Below are 16358 nucleotides of genomic sequence, written 5' to 3'. Positions count from 1 at the left end.
TTTTTTATATATTTTGTAAAATTAGAGAACTTAGTTTAGGAAAACGCAAAGTTATAGAAAAAAATAACACTATTTTTGCGATATGTTTCAACTTGGAAAAACTATAGTTTCAGAAGATATTATCGATAAAGATTTTGTGTGCAATTTATCTGCTTGTAAAGGTGCCTGCTGTGTAGACGGTGACGCCGGAGCTCCCTTAGATAAGGAGGAAACAAAAATTTTAGAAAGAATATACCCTAAAGTAAAACCTTTTTTAAGAAAAGAAGGAATTGCTGTTATTGAAGAGCAAGGTACTTGGGTTACTAGTGAGTGGGGAGAATTAGAAACCCCTTTAATTAATGGTGCAGATTGTGCTTATGTTATTTTTGATGAAAAAAAGACAGCGCTTTGTGCAATAGAAGAAGCGTATAACCAAGGAGAAATAGATTGGAAAAAACCAGTTTCTTGTCATTTATACCCTATCAGAATAAAAGAGTATAGCGAGTTTTCTGCTGTAAATTATGATAAATGGGAAATCTGCGATGATGCTTGTTCTCTAGGAAAAGAATTACAAGTGCCAGTTTACAAGTTTGTAAAGCAAGCTTTGGTAAGAAAATTTGGACAAGAATGGTATGATGAATTAGAAGTAATTGCTGCAAAACATTTAGAAAGTAAGTAAATTATTTTATCAGAAATAAATAGACCTAAAAGCATCAAATAAATTTGATGCTTTTTTTTATGGTATACTAATTGTTTTAACAGAGTTTTAACATTTTAAAACTTTCGAATTATGAAAAACACCAAAAAACTACCAACAAAACAATTAGAAAAATTCTCTAATATTTTTACACAGCTAGGGTTGGTATTAGTCCTATTTATTGTCTTTATAACACTAGAGCATAAAACCGAAGAGAAAATAGTGGTAGATTTTAATTCTGCTAAAAGAGCAGTAGTCTATCTAGCGCCAGATACAGAGGTTCTTTTTACCAAAGAGCCTAAAGTTGTGCCTAAATTAAAAATAATTAAAGCAGCACCTTTTATTGTTGATGAAATTGTAAAAGGAAAAAATACGATTATAGAAACTGTTTTTGAAGACACAAGCAAAGAAGATCCTATTTTAATAGATATAGAGAATCTTGTAGAAGTTAAGTTAGAAGAGAAATTTATTGAAGATGTAGATTTTATCAATATACAAAATGCACCCATTTTTAAAGGATGTGATCATTTATCAAAAGAAGAGAATAAGGTTTGTTTTGAAAAAAAAATGAAACAATTTGTACAACGTAATTTTAATGTAACGTTGGCTAATGAAATAGGCTTACATGCCGGTAAACATAAAATTTATACGCAGTTTGTTATAGATGATAAAGGAGAAATAGTTGATGTTAAAATAAGAACGGCATATAAAACCTTAGAAAAAGAAGCATTAAGAGTTATTAAGAAATTGCCAAAATTTAAACCTGGTATACAAAATAGTAGAGCTGTTAAAGTAAGATATAATTTACCCATTGCTTTTAGTTTAGAGTAAAATAAAGTGGTTGTCTAAAAAGAATTAAACCTTGTTATCCTCAACTTGTTTCAGTATCTCAACTTATTGATATTCAATTTTTATAAGAATCTAAAATAAATCTAGATTAACAAAAAACACACTTTTTAAACAGCCTCTTTTTAGTGAGTATATTTATTATTTGTTATTTTTGTAAGATGAAAATCAGTCAATATTTAGACGCTACTTACTTAAAAACAGCAAGTCAGGCGAATCTTACCGAAGAAGAAAATAAACAAAACGTTATTGATTTAATACAAGAAGCTATTTTGTACGATTATAAGTTAATTATGATTCGTGCTAAATACATTCCTTTAGCTAAAGAAATGCTTCAAGAAGTAGGTGCAAATATTCTTATTGGAACAGTAATTGGCTTTCATGAGGGTACTTATACTACTCAAGAAAAATTAGACGAAGCACGAGAAGCTATTAATTTGGGTGCAGATGAGCTAGATTTTGTTGTAAACTATAAAGCCTTTAAAAGAGAAGAAATAGCCTTGGTTACTAATGAAATTACAAAAGGAATAGCGCTTGCTTTAGCAAATAACAAAGTAATAAAATGGATAATTGAAGTTGCTGCCTTAACAAACAAAGAAATAATTGTAATTTCGCGTTTAATTAAAAACATTGTTTTTACTGATTTTGGCGAAGAAAATGCAGATAAGGTTTTTGTAAAATCATCTACAGGTTTTTTTAAAACAGCAAACAATTTGCCAAACGGAGCAACGTTTGAAACCATGAAATTAATTGCAGAAAATGCAAAACCATTAAAAATAAAAGCAGCAGGTGGTGTAAGAGATTATGAAACGGCTGTAAAAATGGTTGCTTTAGGAGTAGATAGAATTGGTACATCTTCTTCTAAAGAGATTGTTAATAAAGAACAAAACAGTAATTCAGGATACTAATTTTGATAGAATATTTTGCACATGAAACGGCTGTAATAGATAACGATTGCAGTATTGGAAAGGATACCAAAATTTGGCATTTTAGTCATATTATGTCTAATTGTGTAATTGGTGAACAATGTAATATTGGTCAGAATGTAGTGGTTTCTCCAGAAGTAGTTTTGGGTAAAAATGTAAAAGTACAAAATAACGTATCTATTTACACAGGTGTAATTTGCGAAGACGATGTTTTTTTAGGACCTTCTATGGTTTTTACAAACGTAATCAATCCACGGAGTGCCATCAAAAGAAAAAATGAATACCAACAAACTTTAGTGAAAAAAGGCGCAAGTATTGGAGCAAATGCAACTATTATTTGTGGTAATACTATTGGAGAATATGCGCTTATTGGGGCCGGAGCAGTAGTAACAAAAGAAGTTTTACCATTTGCATTGGTAGTTGGCAATCCATCCAAACAAATTGGTTGGGTAAGTGAATACGGACATCGATTAGAATTTAATAAAAACGGAATTGCGATCTGTAAAGAGAGCAATGAAACATATCAATTAAAAAATAATACCATTATAAAGTTATAGGATGCTAAAAAAATACATATTTCTAGTTTTATTATTCCCCTCAATATATTTTGCTCAAGAAGAAAAATACCCCGTTTTTGATGCTTGTAAAGATGCAGAAGTTCAATCTTTAAGAGATTGTTTTTATGCCCAAACAAAAGAGCTATTTTTTGCGGAATTTAAAATACCAGCAATTGTAAACGAAGAGGGTTTTGTTGGTTCTGCCAATACTATTTTTGCGGTTACAGCAGAAGGAGAATTTAGGTTAATATATGTAGACACACCTTTTGATGAAGTTAGAGACGAGGTAAAGAGGGCTTTTAAAGTTTTTTCGAAAATTACACCTGCTTGGTATCATGACCATGCAATAGAAATGAAATTTGAGCTTCCTATAAAATTTCCTTTAACGGGTGATAGTGATGTTATTGTAGACACCACCACCTTAGAAATTAAAAAAGAAAGCTTAATAGATGTTGTAGCAAAAAAGAGAATTGCAGATTCTACTTTTTTAGAACATAGTAGCAAACTAAACATACCTTTTACACATAGAAGTTATGTAGATTATGAATTTGCTTTGCACAAAGCAAAAGGAACACATACAGCTTCTAAACCTTATACCTATGATGATATAAAGCCATATTATGACTTAACTAAGGAAAAAAAGAAGTTTTTGAAAGCTAACAAAGAAACTTGGTTAGGTAAAAAGGTATGGAACGAGCATTTGGTACAAGTTAAAAAAGACGATTATTGGCTTACCGTAGATGTTTTATTTGATGTTCAAATAGGTAAAGATAATTCGGATGTAGATTACACGTTTAATAATTCTAGAATTGTAAATGTAAATGGAGAAATTGGAAATAACTTTTCATTTTCTACAACGTATGCAGAGAGTCAGGGTAGGTTTGCAGAATATGTAAATAGTTTTGTAACAAATAGAGCTGCAAATGTGAGACCTAAAAATTCGGAAGGTTTAGTTCCTGGAAGAGGTAAAACCAAAGGATTTAAAGAAGATTCACACGATTACCCTGTAGCAGAAGGTTATTTGGCATATACACCAAATAAATACATGCAATTTCAGTTTGGAAACGGTAAAAATTTTATAGGAGATGGGTATAGGTCTTTTATTTTATCTGATGTTTCTTCTCCAACTACCTATTTAAAAATGAAATTAGATATTTGGAAAATACAATATACCAATATTTGGATGTGGAACACAGAACCATCTTTAAGTTCAGTATCCGATCCTAATGAACATGCAAGAAAGTATGTAGCAGCTCATTATTTGAGTGTGAATGTTACAGATAAACTAAACTTAGGCTTTTTTGAAACAGCAATTTCTGCAGGAGAAAACGGAATAGATGCTGGTTTCTTAAATCCACTTATATTTTATAGGTCTTTAGAGTTTAATAGAGGTGAAGATTCTGGAAACGCAATTGTTGGTTTAACAGGTAAGTATAAGCTTAATAATAATGTCTCTTTATATTCTCAATTAGTAATTGATGAATTTTCTGTAGGAAACTTTAGTGATATGAGTGATTGGAAACATAAATTCGCATATCAATTAGGTGTAAAATATTTTGATGCTTTTAAAGTGGAAAATTTATTTTTACAGTTAGAGTACAATCGTGCGCGTCCTTATACCTTTGCACATAAGTCACCAATATTAAATTACGGTAATTACAGTCAGCCTCTTGGGCATTTGTGGGGTGCTAACTTTTGGGAGGCAATTGCTATTGCCAGATATAAAAAAGATAGATGGAGTGGTAGTGCAAAAATTATAGTAGGTAAAAAAGGGTTCGATTTAGAAGATCAAGCAATAAGTTATGGTGGTGATATTTACCAATCTTATAACAAAAGATTATCAGATACGGGTATAGAGCTTGCACAGGGTAATGCTGCAAATGTTTTTATTGCAGACGTACAAGCCAATTATTTAATTAATCCTTCTACGAATACGAATCTATTTGCGGGTTTATCTTATAGAAATTTCTCTTCAGATTCAGATTTAACAAGTTATCCATCTGGTTCAAATGTTTGGTTTTCAGTAGGAGTAAGGGCAGATTTGTTTAATTGGTATTTCGACTTTTAAATTTTAATGTTTTTTTAAGAAAAACATAAGAGTTTTATACATACATTTGCATTGTGATTTTTAATTAAGTCACACTTTTTCTTTTTCATAGCAATTTTCCCACTCAATTTATTGAGTGGGTTTTTTATTTATAGTTAAAACCTAACTAAAAGGGTGGTAAAGTCATAATTAACAAATATCTTTGCAAACTATTTTATAAAATGGAATCAACAGTAATTACAGACAATAAAATATCTATGCAAGCTATAATTTCAGACTTTAAACAACTTACAAAAGTTGGTTTGTCATTAAGTGTTGTGTTTTCTTCCGTTGCCGGTTATTTATTGGCCATAGATGTTGTAAATTATTTTACGCTTCTTATGTTAGCTATTGGAGGTTTTTTTATGGTTGGTGCATCAAATGCATTTAATCAAATCATAGAAAAAGACACAGATCTTATAATGAAACGTACGCAAAACAGACCTTTGCCTACAGGTAGAATGTCTGTTAATGTTGCGCTTACAATTGCAATTCTATTTACAATTTCTGGGTTGTCAATCTTATACAGCATCAATGCTAAAACAGCATTGTTTGGTGCTATCTCTATATTTTTATATACTAGTGTTTATACTCCTTTAAAACCAGTAACACCTTTATCTGTTTTTGTAGGTGCCATTCCAGGTGCAATTCCTTTTATGTTAGGTTGGGTTGCAGCCACCAATGAATTTGGTCTAGAAGCAGGTTTTTTGTTTATGATTCAGTTTTTCTGGCAATTCCCACATTTTTGGGCTATTGGTTGGTTACAGCATGAAGAGTATCAAAAAGCAGGTTTTAATATGCTGCCAATGGGGCAAAAAAATAAGGGAGCCGTAAAACAGATTATTTTTTACACGGTAATTATGATATTAGTATCTATTTCGCCAGTTTTAAAATTATCTGGGGCATTTTATATTCATCCAATAACGGCTGTAATTGTTGCACTGTTAGGAATATATATGTTGTATTTTGGTGTTAAATTGCATAAAAGCGAAGATAATATTGATGCACGGAAACTAATGTTGTCTAGTGTTTTATATATTACAGTAGTGCAAATTGTTTACGTAGTTGATAAATTTTTACATTAATAATGATAAGAGAACAGAGAATAGAAGAAGAATTAGCTATTGCTAAGAAAAAATCTGCAAAACCTATGTTATGGATTTCCATGATTAGTATGGTGATGTTTTTTGCTGGCTTAACAAGTGCTTATGTAATAAGTATGGAAAGAGATGATTGGGTTACATTTAATTTACCACAATCATTTTATATCAGTACATTTTTAATTGTTACCAGTAGTATTACGCTTTTTTTATCTCAAAAATTCTTAAAAAATGATAAAAGACAACTCTCTTTAGTGATGGTTGTGGTTACTTTATTATTAGGGATAGGGTTTATTTGGCAACAATACGTAGGTTTTAATCAGTTAAAAAGTGTGGGGTTATTTTTTACAGGACCAGAGAGTACTGTCTCAACATCTTTTATAATAGGTATTACATTTATGCACATTTTACACGTGTTGGCAGGTGTTCTTGTGCTTTTGGTTGTTATTTATAATCATTTTAAATACAAATACAAATCAGACAATATGCTTGGGTTTGAACTAGGTGCAATCTTTTGGCATTTTGTAGATATACTATGGATTTATCTATTTTTCTTTTTCTATTTTATTAGGTGATGAAAAATAGTTATTTTTGACAAACTAACTAAGAATTAATTAACAGAGATTATTATATGGAAGCAAATATTGCTATACCTACAGATGGTAAAGATACTTGGAATGGTGGTGGACAGAAACCATTAGGAGCAAGTTATGGTAAAATGATGATGTGGTTTTTTATCGTTTCTGATGCTTTAACCTTTTCAGGGTTTTTAGCCGCTTACGGTTTAACTCGATTTAAATTTATAGATTCTTGGCCTATTGCCGATGAAGTCTTTACGCATTTTCCTGGTTTGCATGGAGTGCATGCACCAATGTATTATGTGGCATTAATGACATTTATTCTTATTATATCTTCTGTAACAATGGTTTTAGCCGTTGATGCAGGTCATCAAATGAAACAAAAAAGAGTAGCTTGGTATATGTTTGCTACTATTGTTTTTGGAATAATTTTTATCGGTTCTCAAGCTTGGGAATGGAAAAACTTTATTGCGGGTAGTTATGGAGCTGTAAAAACTACAGATGGTAGACTTTTACAATTTGCTACACAGAATGGTTTTGATGAAGATGGAGAACCTATATTTGATCAAATAGCATTGTCTGATTTTGTGGTAGGTGAAAGAACAGACGGAAGAATACTACACGAAAGAGAAAACGGATTATGGTTTGAGAAAGAAGAAGCGATTGCTACTTATTCTATTGCTCAAATTCAAGAATCATACAAATCAAATTCAGACGTTTTAATTCGTTCGGAATTGATTGACCCAGCAACAAAACAAAAAATAATTCTTTCTAGAGAAGAAGGAATGGCGCAATTGGCTAAAACAAAAATGGTTGTTGAAGGGGCTAACCTAGAAGTTAATGAATATGGAAACATTAGTTTTGCAGATTTCTTTTTCTTTATTACAGGTTTTCACGGATTTCACGTACTTTCTGGAATTATCATTAATATTATTATTTTCTTTAACGTAGTACTAGGTACTTATGAGCGTAGAGGACATTATGAAATGGTAGAGAAAGTAGGGTTGTATTGGCACTTTGTAGATTTAGTTTGGGTATTTGTATTTACCTTCTTCTACTTAGTATAAAAAAAATAATTACCTCTAGGTATTGTCTAGAAGTTCTAATTAAATTGTCTTTCCCACGAAAGTAGGAATCTAAAATAAGATTAAAAATGGCACACGCACACGAATCAAACACAAAAAGAATCTGGGTAGTTTTAGTACTATTAACAGTTATAACTACTGTAGAGGTTGTATTTGGTATTATTAAACCAGCATCTTTACACCTTACCAGTATTTTAGGTACAAGTCCTTTAAACTGGATGTTTATTATTTTAACATTAGTAAAGGCTTATTACATTGCATGGGCATTTATGCACTTAGAAGGAGAAAATAAATGGTTAAGACGTTCTATAGTTTGGACCTCTGTTTTCTTAATTTGTTATTTACTAACACTCTTATTAATAGAAGGTAGTTATTTACATAGCGTTTTAGCACCACTTGTAAAATGGTAATTTAAAAATTTAAAAAGGTGGTTTTAACCACCTTTTTTTATATACAAAATAGCGATTCTTATAATCAAATAACCAACAATAAAATAGTCAGTATTTCTTTATTACCTAATAAGATAAGACATAGAAAGAACTTAACTGGGTTTATATAAAAATACGTTACGCTCTTTGCTGTTAATTTATAATTCTTTACAATGATGAAACTTACTAAAAAAAGAGTTGTTTTATTTTTACTTTTTATTTTTCCCTTAATTTGTTTTTTAATTTTATCAACCGGTACAAATAATTTTAGCAAACTACCTGTTGTAACTAACAATGTTGTAGATGTTTCTACGTTAGATTCATTAAAAACATTTGAAGGTAATATTTCTATTGTTTGCTTTTTAGGCAACGATATGAATTCTAACAAAGGAGGTTTCTTTAATTTGAATGAGAAAATCTACAAAAAATTTATAGAGTATAATCAATTTCAAATCATTGCTGTTTATCCCGAAGGAAAAGAAAAGGAGGTAGCTATTCTTAAAAAAGAAATAAGTGCTTTTACAGATATGGTAAAATGGAAGTTTACAGCAGGCTCTAAAGAACAAATTACCGCATTACACGCTGGTTTTAATTCTAATGATACATTAGAGAATCTTTATACACCTAATGTTTTTTTAATTGATAAAAATGGAGACTTAAGAGGTAGAGTAAGTGATGCAGATAGCGTTGATGGAAAATTATTTTGCTATAATATGAATTCTGTTTCTGTACTAAACGCAAAATTAAAAGATGATGTATTAGTACTTTATTACGAGTATTATGCTGCTTTTAAAGAAAATAATAAGAACAAAGCAGATAGAAAAGAAGTAGGGTTATGAAAAAAAAATATTCTTATATAGGTGTTTCGTTTATTGTTCTTTTATTTGGAATTTATGTTGTTAGAAACATAGATAGTAGAATAAATGACAATGATCTTGTACAAGGTGATAGGTTGAATAAGGTAGATAAAAAAGGAACAAATAGAAATGACTTATACACGTTTAATAAAGTTCCAGATTTTGAGTTTATAGATCAAAACGGAGTTGTAATAAGTAATAAAGATTATAAAGGAAAAGTATATGTGGTAGAATTTTTCTTTTCTACATGTCCAACCATTTGTCCTTTAATGAATAAAAAAATGGTTACTATTCAAGATGAGTTTGCTTCAAATAATAATTTTGGGATTGCGTCTTTTTCTATAACGCCAGAAATTGATACTCCAGAGATTTTAAAGCAATATGCTATAGATAACCAAATATCACATAAGAATTGGCATTTGTTAACTGGGCAGAATGAAGAGATTGTTTACGACTTAGCTAATAAAGGATTTAAATTATTTGCTGGTAAAGGAGCAGAAGATCATGGTGGCTTTGAGCATTCTGGCTTATTTGCTTTGGTAGATAAAGAAGGAAATATTAGATCTAGAAAAGATGAGTATGGTAATCCTATTATGTATTACAGAGCTTTATCTGAACAAGGTTTTGCAGATCAGGTTAAAGAATTAAAAGAAGATATTAAAATTTTATTGGATGAATAATTTAGCCCAAGAAAAAAAGTATAAAAAAATAATTACTGCTTTATCTATTGTTATTCCTTTGGCAGTTGCAGCATTATTTGGTGTTAATTTAAGAAAACTGGGTTTTAATGTAGCACCTTTAACTTTTTTACCACCTATTTATGCAACTATAAATGGATTAACAGCAATAATTCTAATTGCAGCAGTTGTTGCAATTAAAAAGGGTAATAAAAAACTACACGAACAATTAAATACTTTTGCAATAGGTTGTTCTTTGGTTTTTTTGCTTTTATATATTGGGTATCACATGACATCAGATTCCACAAAATTTGGAGGTGAAGGAACTATAAAATATATTTATTATTTTATTTTAATTACCCATATTATTTTGTCAATTATTATAATACCATTTGTTCTTACAACTTTTATGAGAGCAAAACTGGGTAACTTTCCTCAGCACAAAAAAATAGCTAAAATTACATTTCCTTTATGGTTGTATGTTGCTATTACAGGTGTTGTTGTCTATTTAATGATATCTCCTTATTATGTATAAAAAAAGAATTTTAGTATTGTTTTTGTTGATGTTTTTTACATCGAAAATTTCATTTTCTCAATGTGCAATGTGTAAGGCAGTGGTAGAAAATGGAGATAGTTCTATGGCAGAAGGTGTTAATAATGGAATAACTTATTTAATGGTATTTCCTTATCTTTTAGTGGGGCTTTTATTATTTGTAATTTATAGATATAAACGGATAAATGAGAAATAGGATTATAAGTGTTTTATTTTGTAACAAATTTTACTTTTAGTCGTCTTATTTTTAACTTCAAAAGAAAAGTTATTCTTTTGTAATTGCAACTTATATTATATCAACTAAAAAAATAATACGTTTTGAAAACTAAACTGATCCTATTTGTAGCTTTTTTAACTACTATTACTACCTTTTCTCAGAAACAATGGACGCTTAAAGAATGTGTAGAACAAGCTTTAGAAAAAAATATTTCTATTCAACAAAATAAATTAAGCTTAGAAATCGCTAAAACAGATTTAAAGAGCTCTAAAGGTAATTTTTTACCTTCTGTTAATGCTAATTCTGGAGGTAATCTCTCTGCGGGTTCTAACTTTGATCCTGTAACAAACAACAGATCTGCAAGCACAACTTTTTTTGGAGGAAACGTAGGTTTAAGTGCTGGAGTTACTGTTTTTAATGGGTTTAGAAACTTAAACTTATATAAGCAGGCAGAATTAGGTATTGAAACTAGTAAATTAGACTTAGAGAAAATTGAGAATGATATTTCTTTGTTTGTTGTAAACGGTTATTTGAATGTGCTATTTGCCAAAGAAAATTTAGAAGTATCTAAAGTTCAGGCAGAAATAAGTAAAAAACAGATAAAAGCTGCAACAGATAGGTTTGAGGCTGGTACAATTGCAAAAGGTGAATTATTAAATTTTAAATCTACTGCAGCAAACGATTTACAAAGTGTAATTACTCAAGAAAATGCACTAGATCTTGCTTTATTAAATTTAGCACAATTATTACAAGTACCTGTTAATAATTTTGATGTTTCACCTGTAAATGTTCAATTACCTTCTTCAGATTTATTATACAAAAATTCATCATCTGTATATGATAAATCTCTAACAAAAATGCCAGAAATTCAAAGAGCTAAATTAGCTATAGATAATGCTGAATTAGACATAGCAATAAGTAGAAGTAGTTATTTACCTAGCGTTACAAGTTCTGTTTTTGCAAATACAAACTACAGATATATTATAAAACCAACTGGTATTCCTACAGGTAATTTTTTAGATCAATTAGATGGAAACCTAGGTTATGGTGTAGGTTTTAATGTTAATATCCCCATCTTTAATGGTTTTAAAACAGATGCTAATGTTACAAGATCAAAAATTAATAAAGAAATTTTTGAATCTAGATTAGAAAGTGAAAAGTTAAACTTAAAACAAACCATAGAACAGGCCTTTTTAGATGTAAAATCTTCTTTAAAAGCTTATGAAGCTGCAATGATTTCTTTGGATGCTCAACAAGAGGCATTTAAAAATGGACAAGAAAGATATAATTATGGAGTGATGACATTGTTCGATTTCGACTTAGTTAGAACACGTTTAGTTAATGCACAAGGAACTATGATACGCTCTAAATATGATTATGTTTTTAAAACGAAAGTTTTACAATTCTATTCTGGAGAATTAGTGCTAGAATAAATAAAATAAAGATTCCTTATGAAGCCTCGCACATTTGCGAGGTTTTCTTTTTTCTATAACTTATATTTGCATAAAAATACAACAATTGGCAATTATCCTTAACATAGAAACCGCAACCAAGAACTGCTCTGTAAGTCTTGCTAAAGACGGACAAGTTATAGCAATAAAAGAATTGAATAATGGTAATTATTCTCACGCAGAAGTGTTACACCCTTTTATTTTAGATGTATTAAAGGAAGCGCAAGTAACCACTAAAGAAATAGATGCTGTAGCGGTAAGTAAAGGTCCGGGTTCTTATACTGGTCTTAGAATTGGAGTTTCTGCTGCAAAAGGGCTTTGTTTTGCTTTTGATAAGCCATTAATATCTATTAAAACATTAGAATCTTTAGCACATGCTGTTGCCGTAAATGATGGACTTATAATACCCATGTTAGATGCTAGAAGAATGGAAGTATATGCGGCTGTTTTTAATGAAGATTACCAACAAATAAGAGACATTAAAGCAGAAATTATAGACGAAAATTCATTTGTAGAATATTTAGAGGCTGGTAAAGTTCTTTTTTTAGGTGATGGAGCACATAAATGTAAAGATATCATTACTCATAAAAATGCTGTTTTTATTGATGATAAGTTTCCTTCTGCTAAAGAAATGGCACAATTATCTTTTGATAAGTACAAAAAAAACGACATCGAAGATGTCGCTTATTTTGAACCTTTTTATTTAAAAGATTTTGTTGTAATTCCTGAAAAGAAAAAGAAACTTACCTTTTAAAAAAATTATTCGTTTTTGTTGATGTTTACTCTGTGTGGGTAAGGAATATCAATTCCTGCTTCATCTAGAGCCTCTTTTACTTGTTCCATAACTTCAAACTTAACAGTCCAATAGTCTTCTTTTTTAACCCAACCTCTTGTAAAGAAATTAAGAGAACTATCTCCTAATTCAGATAAATTAACTGCTGCTGCAGGAGTTTTTAAAATTAATGGATGCGTGTTTAAAATACCATAAAGAATATCTTTTGTTTTCTTAATATCAGAATCATAGCCTACACCAAATGTAAAATCTACACGACGAGTTGCTTCTGTACTATAGTTAACAATATTACCATTAGATAAGGTTCCGTTAGGAATTATTATTTCTTTATTATCTGTAGTGTTTAGTTTCGTTGTAAAAATTTCAATCTTTTTTACAGTTCCGCTTTCACCTTGTGCTTCAATAAAATCACCTAGTTTAAAAGGTTTAAAAATCATAATTAAAATTCCTCCTGCAAAGTTAGCAAGAGAACCTTGTAATGCTAAACCAACAGCTAAACCTGCTGCGGCTAAAATTGCTGCAAATGAAGTTGTTTCTACTCCTAGTTTAGAAATAACAACTATAATTAATAATATTTTTAGGGTCCAACTAATTAAGTTTCCTAAAAAAGTTTGAAGTGTAACATCTAGATCACTTTTGGTCATTGCTTTTTTAGCTCCTTTAACAATTAGTTTTATAACTAATAAACCAATAATTAAAATTGCTAATGCTACTAATACTTTGGGCGTATATTCAATAATTAATCCTTCTAAATACTCTAAATATTTTTTCATTTTTTATTTTCTGTTAAAAATTAACTGCAAAAATAAAGGTTTCTTATTGAACAAGAAAAAGATTAACTAGAATAATACAAGTGAAATAATAGCTAGTGCTGCAGGTAGCGTTTGTATGTAAAGTATGCGAATTATTTTGGTAGAATAAGAACCATAAAGTCCTGCAATTGCAACGCAACACAAAAAGAAGATTGCTACATCTGTTTTTATTGCAATTAAAGACCATATTAACCCTGCAGCTATAAAGCCGTTATATAAACCTTGGTTTGCAGCCATCGCTTTTGTTTCTTCTGCAAATTCTTTACTTTTTATACCAAAGGCATTCCTTGCTTTTTTCGATGTCCAAACAGCCATTTCTAAATAGACAATATAGATGTGAATGATAGCAACCAAGCTAATAAGTATTATTTGATTAATGTGCATTATTTAGTGTTAAATGACTTTAAAATTGGGTGTTTTTATATTTTAATTTACTTCAAATGTAATTTTTAAGTTTACTCTAAATTCAGTAACTTCATCATTGTTAACAACAGCACTTTGCGATTGTACAAAAACAGATTTTATATTTTTTACTGATTTAGACGCTTGTTTTACTGCTATTCTAGTTGCTTCTTCCCAACTTTTTTCAGAATTAGCTAATACTTCTATAACCTTCATAATTGCCATCCTCTTTTTTTTAAATCTATATATAGTAAAGATATTGTTTTTATTCTTTAAAGCCCAATGTTAATTTAATGTTACCAAAAGGTTGTTTAATTGTAAGTTTTTATATATATTTGTAACTATAACCATTAAAAATTATCGTCATGAAAAAAATAATAACACTTATAGTTCTTTGTTTAGCAACAATAGGATACGCACAAGATAAAGAAACTACTTATACTATAGAAGGAGATTTAGTGAAAGCTACTTATTACCATGAAGATGGTTCTATCAGTACTCAAGGGTATTTTAAGGATAAAAAATTAACAGGTCAATGGACTCGTTTTGATAAAAAAGGAAACAAAACTCAAATTGCTAAATACAATGATGGCAAAAAAGTAGGGAAGTGGTTTGTTTGGAATGATGAATCTTTAAAAGAAATTAATTATTACAACAATGCAATTGTTAGCGTAAATTTATGGAAACATGAAGCTAGATTAGCTGCTAATAAATAATTTTTATTTTTGTTTAGCCAATTAACGGGCTATTGAAACTCCAAAAAAGTAATTTTTTGGAGTTTTTTTATGAATTAACTGTACTTGGTTATCTATTAGAGGGTTTTCGTTTCTATGTAATTAGAGTTCTTTTTTTATTCTAGTTATTAACAATTAGCTTGTTAGAGTAAGTATCGTTTTTATTACTATAGCACTTTATTTTAAGTATTTTTTGAACCAGTTTATTACTTTTTCATTTCTAATTGTAGTGTGAGTACTTAATCCATGGTTACCATTTTCTACAATTTGATAATCAAACTCCTTATTCAGTCTTTTCATTTCTTCAATCATTAGTTCTGCATTTATGGGCTTTACTCTCCAGTCATCTGCTCCATGTAAAATAAGCGTTGGTTCATTTATTTCATTTACCCATTTTATAGGAGATCTATAGTCATACTCCTTTTTAAAATTGATAGTGTCACCAACTAATTCTTTTAATACTTTTTCATACATTTCTGGACGAGTATCAAAATCTAGTCTTGGATCCGTTGGAGCACCAACAACTGCAATGGCTTTTATTTCATCTGTTAATCTCGAAATTTGATAAGCATTTAGACCTCCTCTTGATATTCCGTATACTCCTATATTTTGATTAGAATATTTTAGGGATTTATTTATTTCAATAAGTTTAAGGATATCATTTAAATCTTTTCCTCCATATTCATCTTCTCCTTCACTGTGCATATTTCCTCTTAATTGAGAAGACAGTACTATAAAGCCATTTGAGGCTAAATATTGTTGATATATTAAACTTTTGGGCGTAAAAGTACCAAAATCTCTATTACCTCCTCTGTTGTAAATTATGGTAGGATATTTCTGTAAATCTTTTGGTTTTGTTAGATAACCCGTTATTTCAAGACCATCAGATTTGTAACGTATTTTATACGTTTCGGTAGGTATTTTAAAATCGTTATTTGTTTTAATCAGGTATTGGTAGTCTAATAAAGGTGAGAAATTTTCTGATTTTTTAATTTCCTGTTTGCAATTAGAAAAAAGTAGAATTGAAGATATTAAGATTAAGTAACTTTTCATGGTTAATTTTTTAATTTGCTATAACTTATGGCTAAATAAAAAGGTTATAAAACTTTAAGGCATAAAAAAAACGTTTAGAGTTTTATCTCTAAACGTTTTTATATATAATGTATTATAAATTACTCTACAATTAAAGTAAAAGGAATACTATATTTTACTCCTACTGGTTTACCTCTTTGTCTACCTGGTTTCATTTTAGGTAATTGTTTCATTACACTAATAACTTCACTTTTAATTTTTGGGTGTGGAGCTCTTGCGTTAACGTCAACAATGTTACCGTTTTTATCAATTTTAAAACCGATAAATACTCTTTTTCTACCAGAAGATAATCCTAATTCGTTAGGTAAGTTAGCGTCAAATTTTCTTGAGAAATGCTTTTGTACCATTTTACTGAAACAAGCTTTTAACTCATTTTTACTTCCTTTACATCCAGGAAATACAGGTACATCTTCAATAATCATAAAACTTACGTCCTCTACAACTTCTTCAACTTCTTGAATTTCTACAATTTCTTCAACTTCTACAGC

At 29.6% G+C, this 16358-nt stretch carries 21 protein-coding genes; 16 read left to right on the top strand and 5 right to left on the bottom strand.

The features are described 5' to 3' along the window. Nucleotides 1-82 precede the first annotated feature (82 nt). From GQS58_RS05450 to tsaB, 15 genes are all read left to right on the top strand, one after another. Nucleotides 83-658 carry a DUF3109 family protein gene (locus tag GQS58_RS05450; protein ID WP_166383665.1) on the top strand — a complete coding sequence of 192 codons (576 nt, stop codon included), beginning with the start codon at nucleotides 83-85 and terminating at the stop codon, nucleotides 656-658. A 111-nt stretch (nucleotides 659-769) separates the two neighbouring features. Continuing rightward, entirely contained in the window at nucleotides 770-1507 is a 738-nt protein-coding gene (locus GQS58_RS05445) for an energy transducer TonB (RefSeq protein WP_166383663.1), read from the top strand. A 176-nt stretch (nucleotides 1508-1683) separates the two neighbouring features. Continuing rightward, entirely contained in the window at nucleotides 1684-2430 is a 747-nt protein-coding gene (gene deoC, locus GQS58_RS05440; RefSeq protein ID WP_166383661.1) for a deoxyribose-phosphate aldolase, read from the top strand. Between the two features lie 2 nt (nucleotides 2431-2432). Then, on the top strand, nucleotides 2433-3005 hold the full coding sequence (locus tag GQS58_RS05435) for an acyltransferase (RefSeq protein ID WP_205860391.1): 573 nt from the start codon (nucleotides 2433-2435) through the stop codon (nucleotides 3003-3005). A gap of 1 nt (nucleotide 3006) precedes the next feature. Beyond that, entirely contained in the window at nucleotides 3007-5073 is a 2067-nt protein-coding gene (locus tag GQS58_RS05430) for a gliding motility protein RemB (RefSeq protein WP_166383659.1), read from the top strand. A gap of 200 nt (nucleotides 5074-5273) precedes the next feature. After that, complete coding sequence (cyoE, locus tag GQS58_RS05425) at nucleotides 5274-6176, top strand: heme o synthase (RefSeq protein ID WP_166383657.1); 903 nt, start codon at nucleotides 5274-5276, stop codon at nucleotides 6174-6176. A gap of 2 nt (nucleotides 6177-6178) precedes the next feature. Then, nucleotides 6179-6766, top strand: a complete 588-nt coding sequence (locus GQS58_RS05420; protein WP_205860390.1) for a heme-copper oxidase subunit III — start codon at nucleotides 6179-6181, stop codon at nucleotides 6764-6766. 56 nt (nucleotides 6767-6822) lie between these two features. Beyond that, entirely contained in the window at nucleotides 6823-7836 is a 1014-nt protein-coding gene (locus GQS58_RS05415) for a cytochrome c oxidase subunit 3 (RefSeq protein WP_166383655.1), read from the top strand. 86 nt (nucleotides 7837-7922) lie between these two features. Further along, complete coding sequence (locus GQS58_RS05410) at nucleotides 7923-8264, top strand: cytochrome C oxidase subunit IV family protein (protein ID WP_166383653.1); 342 nt, start codon at nucleotides 7923-7925, stop codon at nucleotides 8262-8264. A gap of 191 nt (nucleotides 8265-8455) precedes the next feature. After that, nucleotides 8456-9121, top strand: coding sequence for a hypothetical protein (locus GQS58_RS05405; protein ID WP_166383651.1), 666 nt, complete (start codon nucleotides 8456-8458; stop codon nucleotides 9119-9121). Beyond that, a complete protein-coding gene (locus GQS58_RS05400; protein WP_166383649.1) occupies nucleotides 9118-9819 on the top strand; it encodes an SCO family protein in 702 nt (233 codons plus the stop codon). Before GQS58_RS05405 ends, GQS58_RS05400 begins: the two co-directional genes overlap by 4 nt. Continuing rightward, the gene (locus GQS58_RS05395; RefSeq protein ID WP_166383647.1) at nucleotides 9812-10351 is read left to right on the top strand and encodes a DUF420 domain-containing protein; all 540 of its coding nucleotides are present in this window, start codon (nucleotides 9812-9814) and stop codon (nucleotides 10349-10351) included. The genes GQS58_RS05400 and GQS58_RS05395 overlap by 8 nt, the downstream gene beginning before the upstream one ends. After that, nucleotides 10344-10565: a hypothetical protein gene (locus tag GQS58_RS05390; RefSeq protein ID WP_166383645.1), complete on the top strand. Its 222-nt coding sequence runs from the start codon at nucleotides 10344-10346 to the stop codon at nucleotides 10563-10565. The genes GQS58_RS05395 and GQS58_RS05390 overlap by 8 nt, the downstream gene beginning before the upstream one ends. A gap of 122 nt (nucleotides 10566-10687) precedes the next feature. Continuing rightward, nucleotides 10688-12019: a TolC family protein gene (locus GQS58_RS05385; RefSeq protein ID WP_166383643.1), complete on the top strand. Its 1332-nt coding sequence runs from the start codon at nucleotides 10688-10690 to the stop codon at nucleotides 12017-12019. An 85-nt stretch (nucleotides 12020-12104) separates the two neighbouring features. Further along, nucleotides 12105-12791, top strand: coding sequence for a tRNA (adenosine(37)-N6)-threonylcarbamoyltransferase complex dimerization subunit type 1 TsaB (gene tsaB, locus GQS58_RS05380; RefSeq protein WP_166383641.1), 687 nt, complete (start codon nucleotides 12105-12107; stop codon nucleotides 12789-12791). Between the two features lie 5 nt (nucleotides 12792-12796). Here tsaB and GQS58_RS05375 read toward each other — a convergent pair whose 3' ends face one another. From GQS58_RS05375 to GQS58_RS05365, 3 genes are all read right to left on the bottom strand, one after another. Then, on the bottom strand, nucleotides 12797-13603 hold the full coding sequence (locus GQS58_RS05375; protein WP_166383639.1) for a mechanosensitive ion channel family protein: 807 nt from the start codon (nucleotides 13601-13603) through the stop codon (nucleotides 12797-12799). A gap of 66 nt (nucleotides 13604-13669) precedes the next feature. Further along, nucleotides 13670-14026, bottom strand: coding sequence for a DUF1304 domain-containing protein (locus tag GQS58_RS05370; protein ID WP_166383637.1), 357 nt, complete (start codon nucleotides 14024-14026; stop codon nucleotides 13670-13672). Between the two features lie 42 nt (nucleotides 14027-14068). Further along, nucleotides 14069-14269 carry a dodecin family protein gene (locus tag GQS58_RS05365; protein ID WP_166383635.1) on the bottom strand — a complete coding sequence of 67 codons (201 nt, stop codon included), beginning with the start codon at nucleotides 14267-14269 and terminating at the stop codon, nucleotides 14069-14071. A 140-nt stretch (nucleotides 14270-14409) separates the two neighbouring features. On the opposite strand from GQS58_RS05365, the gene GQS58_RS05360 reads away from it, so the two are divergent. Beyond that, on the top strand, nucleotides 14410-14760 hold the full coding sequence (locus GQS58_RS05360) for a nicotinic acid mononucleotide adenyltransferase (protein WP_166383633.1): 351 nt from the start codon (nucleotides 14410-14412) through the stop codon (nucleotides 14758-14760). A gap of 195 nt (nucleotides 14761-14955) precedes the next feature. Here GQS58_RS05360 and GQS58_RS05355 read toward each other — a convergent pair whose 3' ends face one another. After that, nucleotides 14956-15831: an alpha/beta hydrolase family protein gene (locus GQS58_RS05355; protein ID WP_166383631.1), complete on the bottom strand. Its 876-nt coding sequence runs from the start codon at nucleotides 15829-15831 to the stop codon at nucleotides 14956-14958. Nucleotides 15832-15950: 119 nt separating this feature from the next. Further along, nucleotides 15951-16358: energy transducer TonB (locus GQS58_RS17125; RefSeq protein ID WP_240914560.1), on the bottom strand; the 408-nt coding region annotated here is incomplete at its 5' end.

Origin of the sequence: Polaribacter sp. 11A2H, from assembly GCF_011379025.1 — a bacterium.
GTDB lineage: Bacteria > Bacteroidota > Bacteroidia > Flavobacteriales > Flavobacteriaceae > Polaribacter.
Note: the sequence above shows the minus strand (reverse complement) of the source record. Positions and strands in the feature narration are given on the sequence as shown.

Coding starts and splice junctions, on each gene's coding strand:
- GQS58_RS05430 (WP_166383659.1), top strand. CDS start 3,007: ATGCTAAAAAAATACATATTTCTAGTTTTATTATTCCCCTCAATATAT.
- GQS58_RS05410 (WP_166383653.1), top strand. CDS start 7,923: ATGGCACACGCACACGAATCAAACACAAAAAGAATCTGGGTAGTTTTA.
- GQS58_RS05360 (WP_166383633.1), top strand. CDS start 14,410: ATGAAAAAAATAATAACACTTATAGTTCTTTGTTTAGCAACAATAGGA.
- GQS58_RS05355 (WP_166383631.1), bottom strand. CDS start 15,831: ATGAAAAGTTACTTAATCTTAATATCTTCAATTCTACTTTTTTCTAAT.
- GQS58_RS05415 (WP_166383655.1), top strand. CDS start 6,823: ATGGAAGCAAATATTGCTATACCTACAGATGGTAAAGATACTTGGAAT.
- GQS58_RS05375 (WP_166383639.1), bottom strand. CDS start 13,603: ATGAAAAAATATTTAGAGTATTTAGAAGGATTAATTATTGAATATACG.
- GQS58_RS05445 (WP_166383663.1), top strand. CDS start 770: ATGAAAAACACCAAAAAACTACCAACAAAACAATTAGAAAAATTCTCT.
- deoC (WP_166383661.1), top strand. CDS start 1,684: ATGAAAATCAGTCAATATTTAGACGCTACTTACTTAAAAACAGCAAGT.
- GQS58_RS05420 (WP_205860390.1), top strand. CDS start 6,179: ATGATAAGAGAACAGAGAATAGAAGAAGAATTAGCTATTGCTAAGAAA.
- GQS58_RS05400 (WP_166383649.1), top strand. CDS start 9,118: ATGAAAAAAAAATATTCTTATATAGGTGTTTCGTTTATTGTTCTTTTA.
- GQS58_RS05405 (WP_166383651.1), top strand. CDS start 8,456: ATGATGAAACTTACTAAAAAAAGAGTTGTTTTATTTTTACTTTTTATT.
- cyoE (WP_166383657.1), top strand. CDS start 5,274: ATGGAATCAACAGTAATTACAGACAATAAAATATCTATGCAAGCTATA.
- GQS58_RS05365 (WP_166383635.1), bottom strand. CDS start 14,269: ATGGCAATTATGAAGGTTATAGAAGTATTAGCTAATTCTGAAAAAAGT.
- GQS58_RS05395 (WP_166383647.1), top strand. CDS start 9,812: ATGAATAATTTAGCCCAAGAAAAAAAGTATAAAAAAATAATTACTGCT.
- GQS58_RS05390 (WP_166383645.1), top strand. CDS start 10,344: ATGTATAAAAAAAGAATTTTAGTATTGTTTTTGTTGATGTTTTTTACA.
- GQS58_RS05450 (WP_166383665.1), top strand. CDS start 83: ATGTTTCAACTTGGAAAAACTATAGTTTCAGAAGATATTATCGATAAA.
- GQS58_RS05370 (WP_166383637.1), bottom strand. CDS start 14,026: ATGCACATTAATCAAATAATACTTATTAGCTTGGTTGCTATCATTCAC.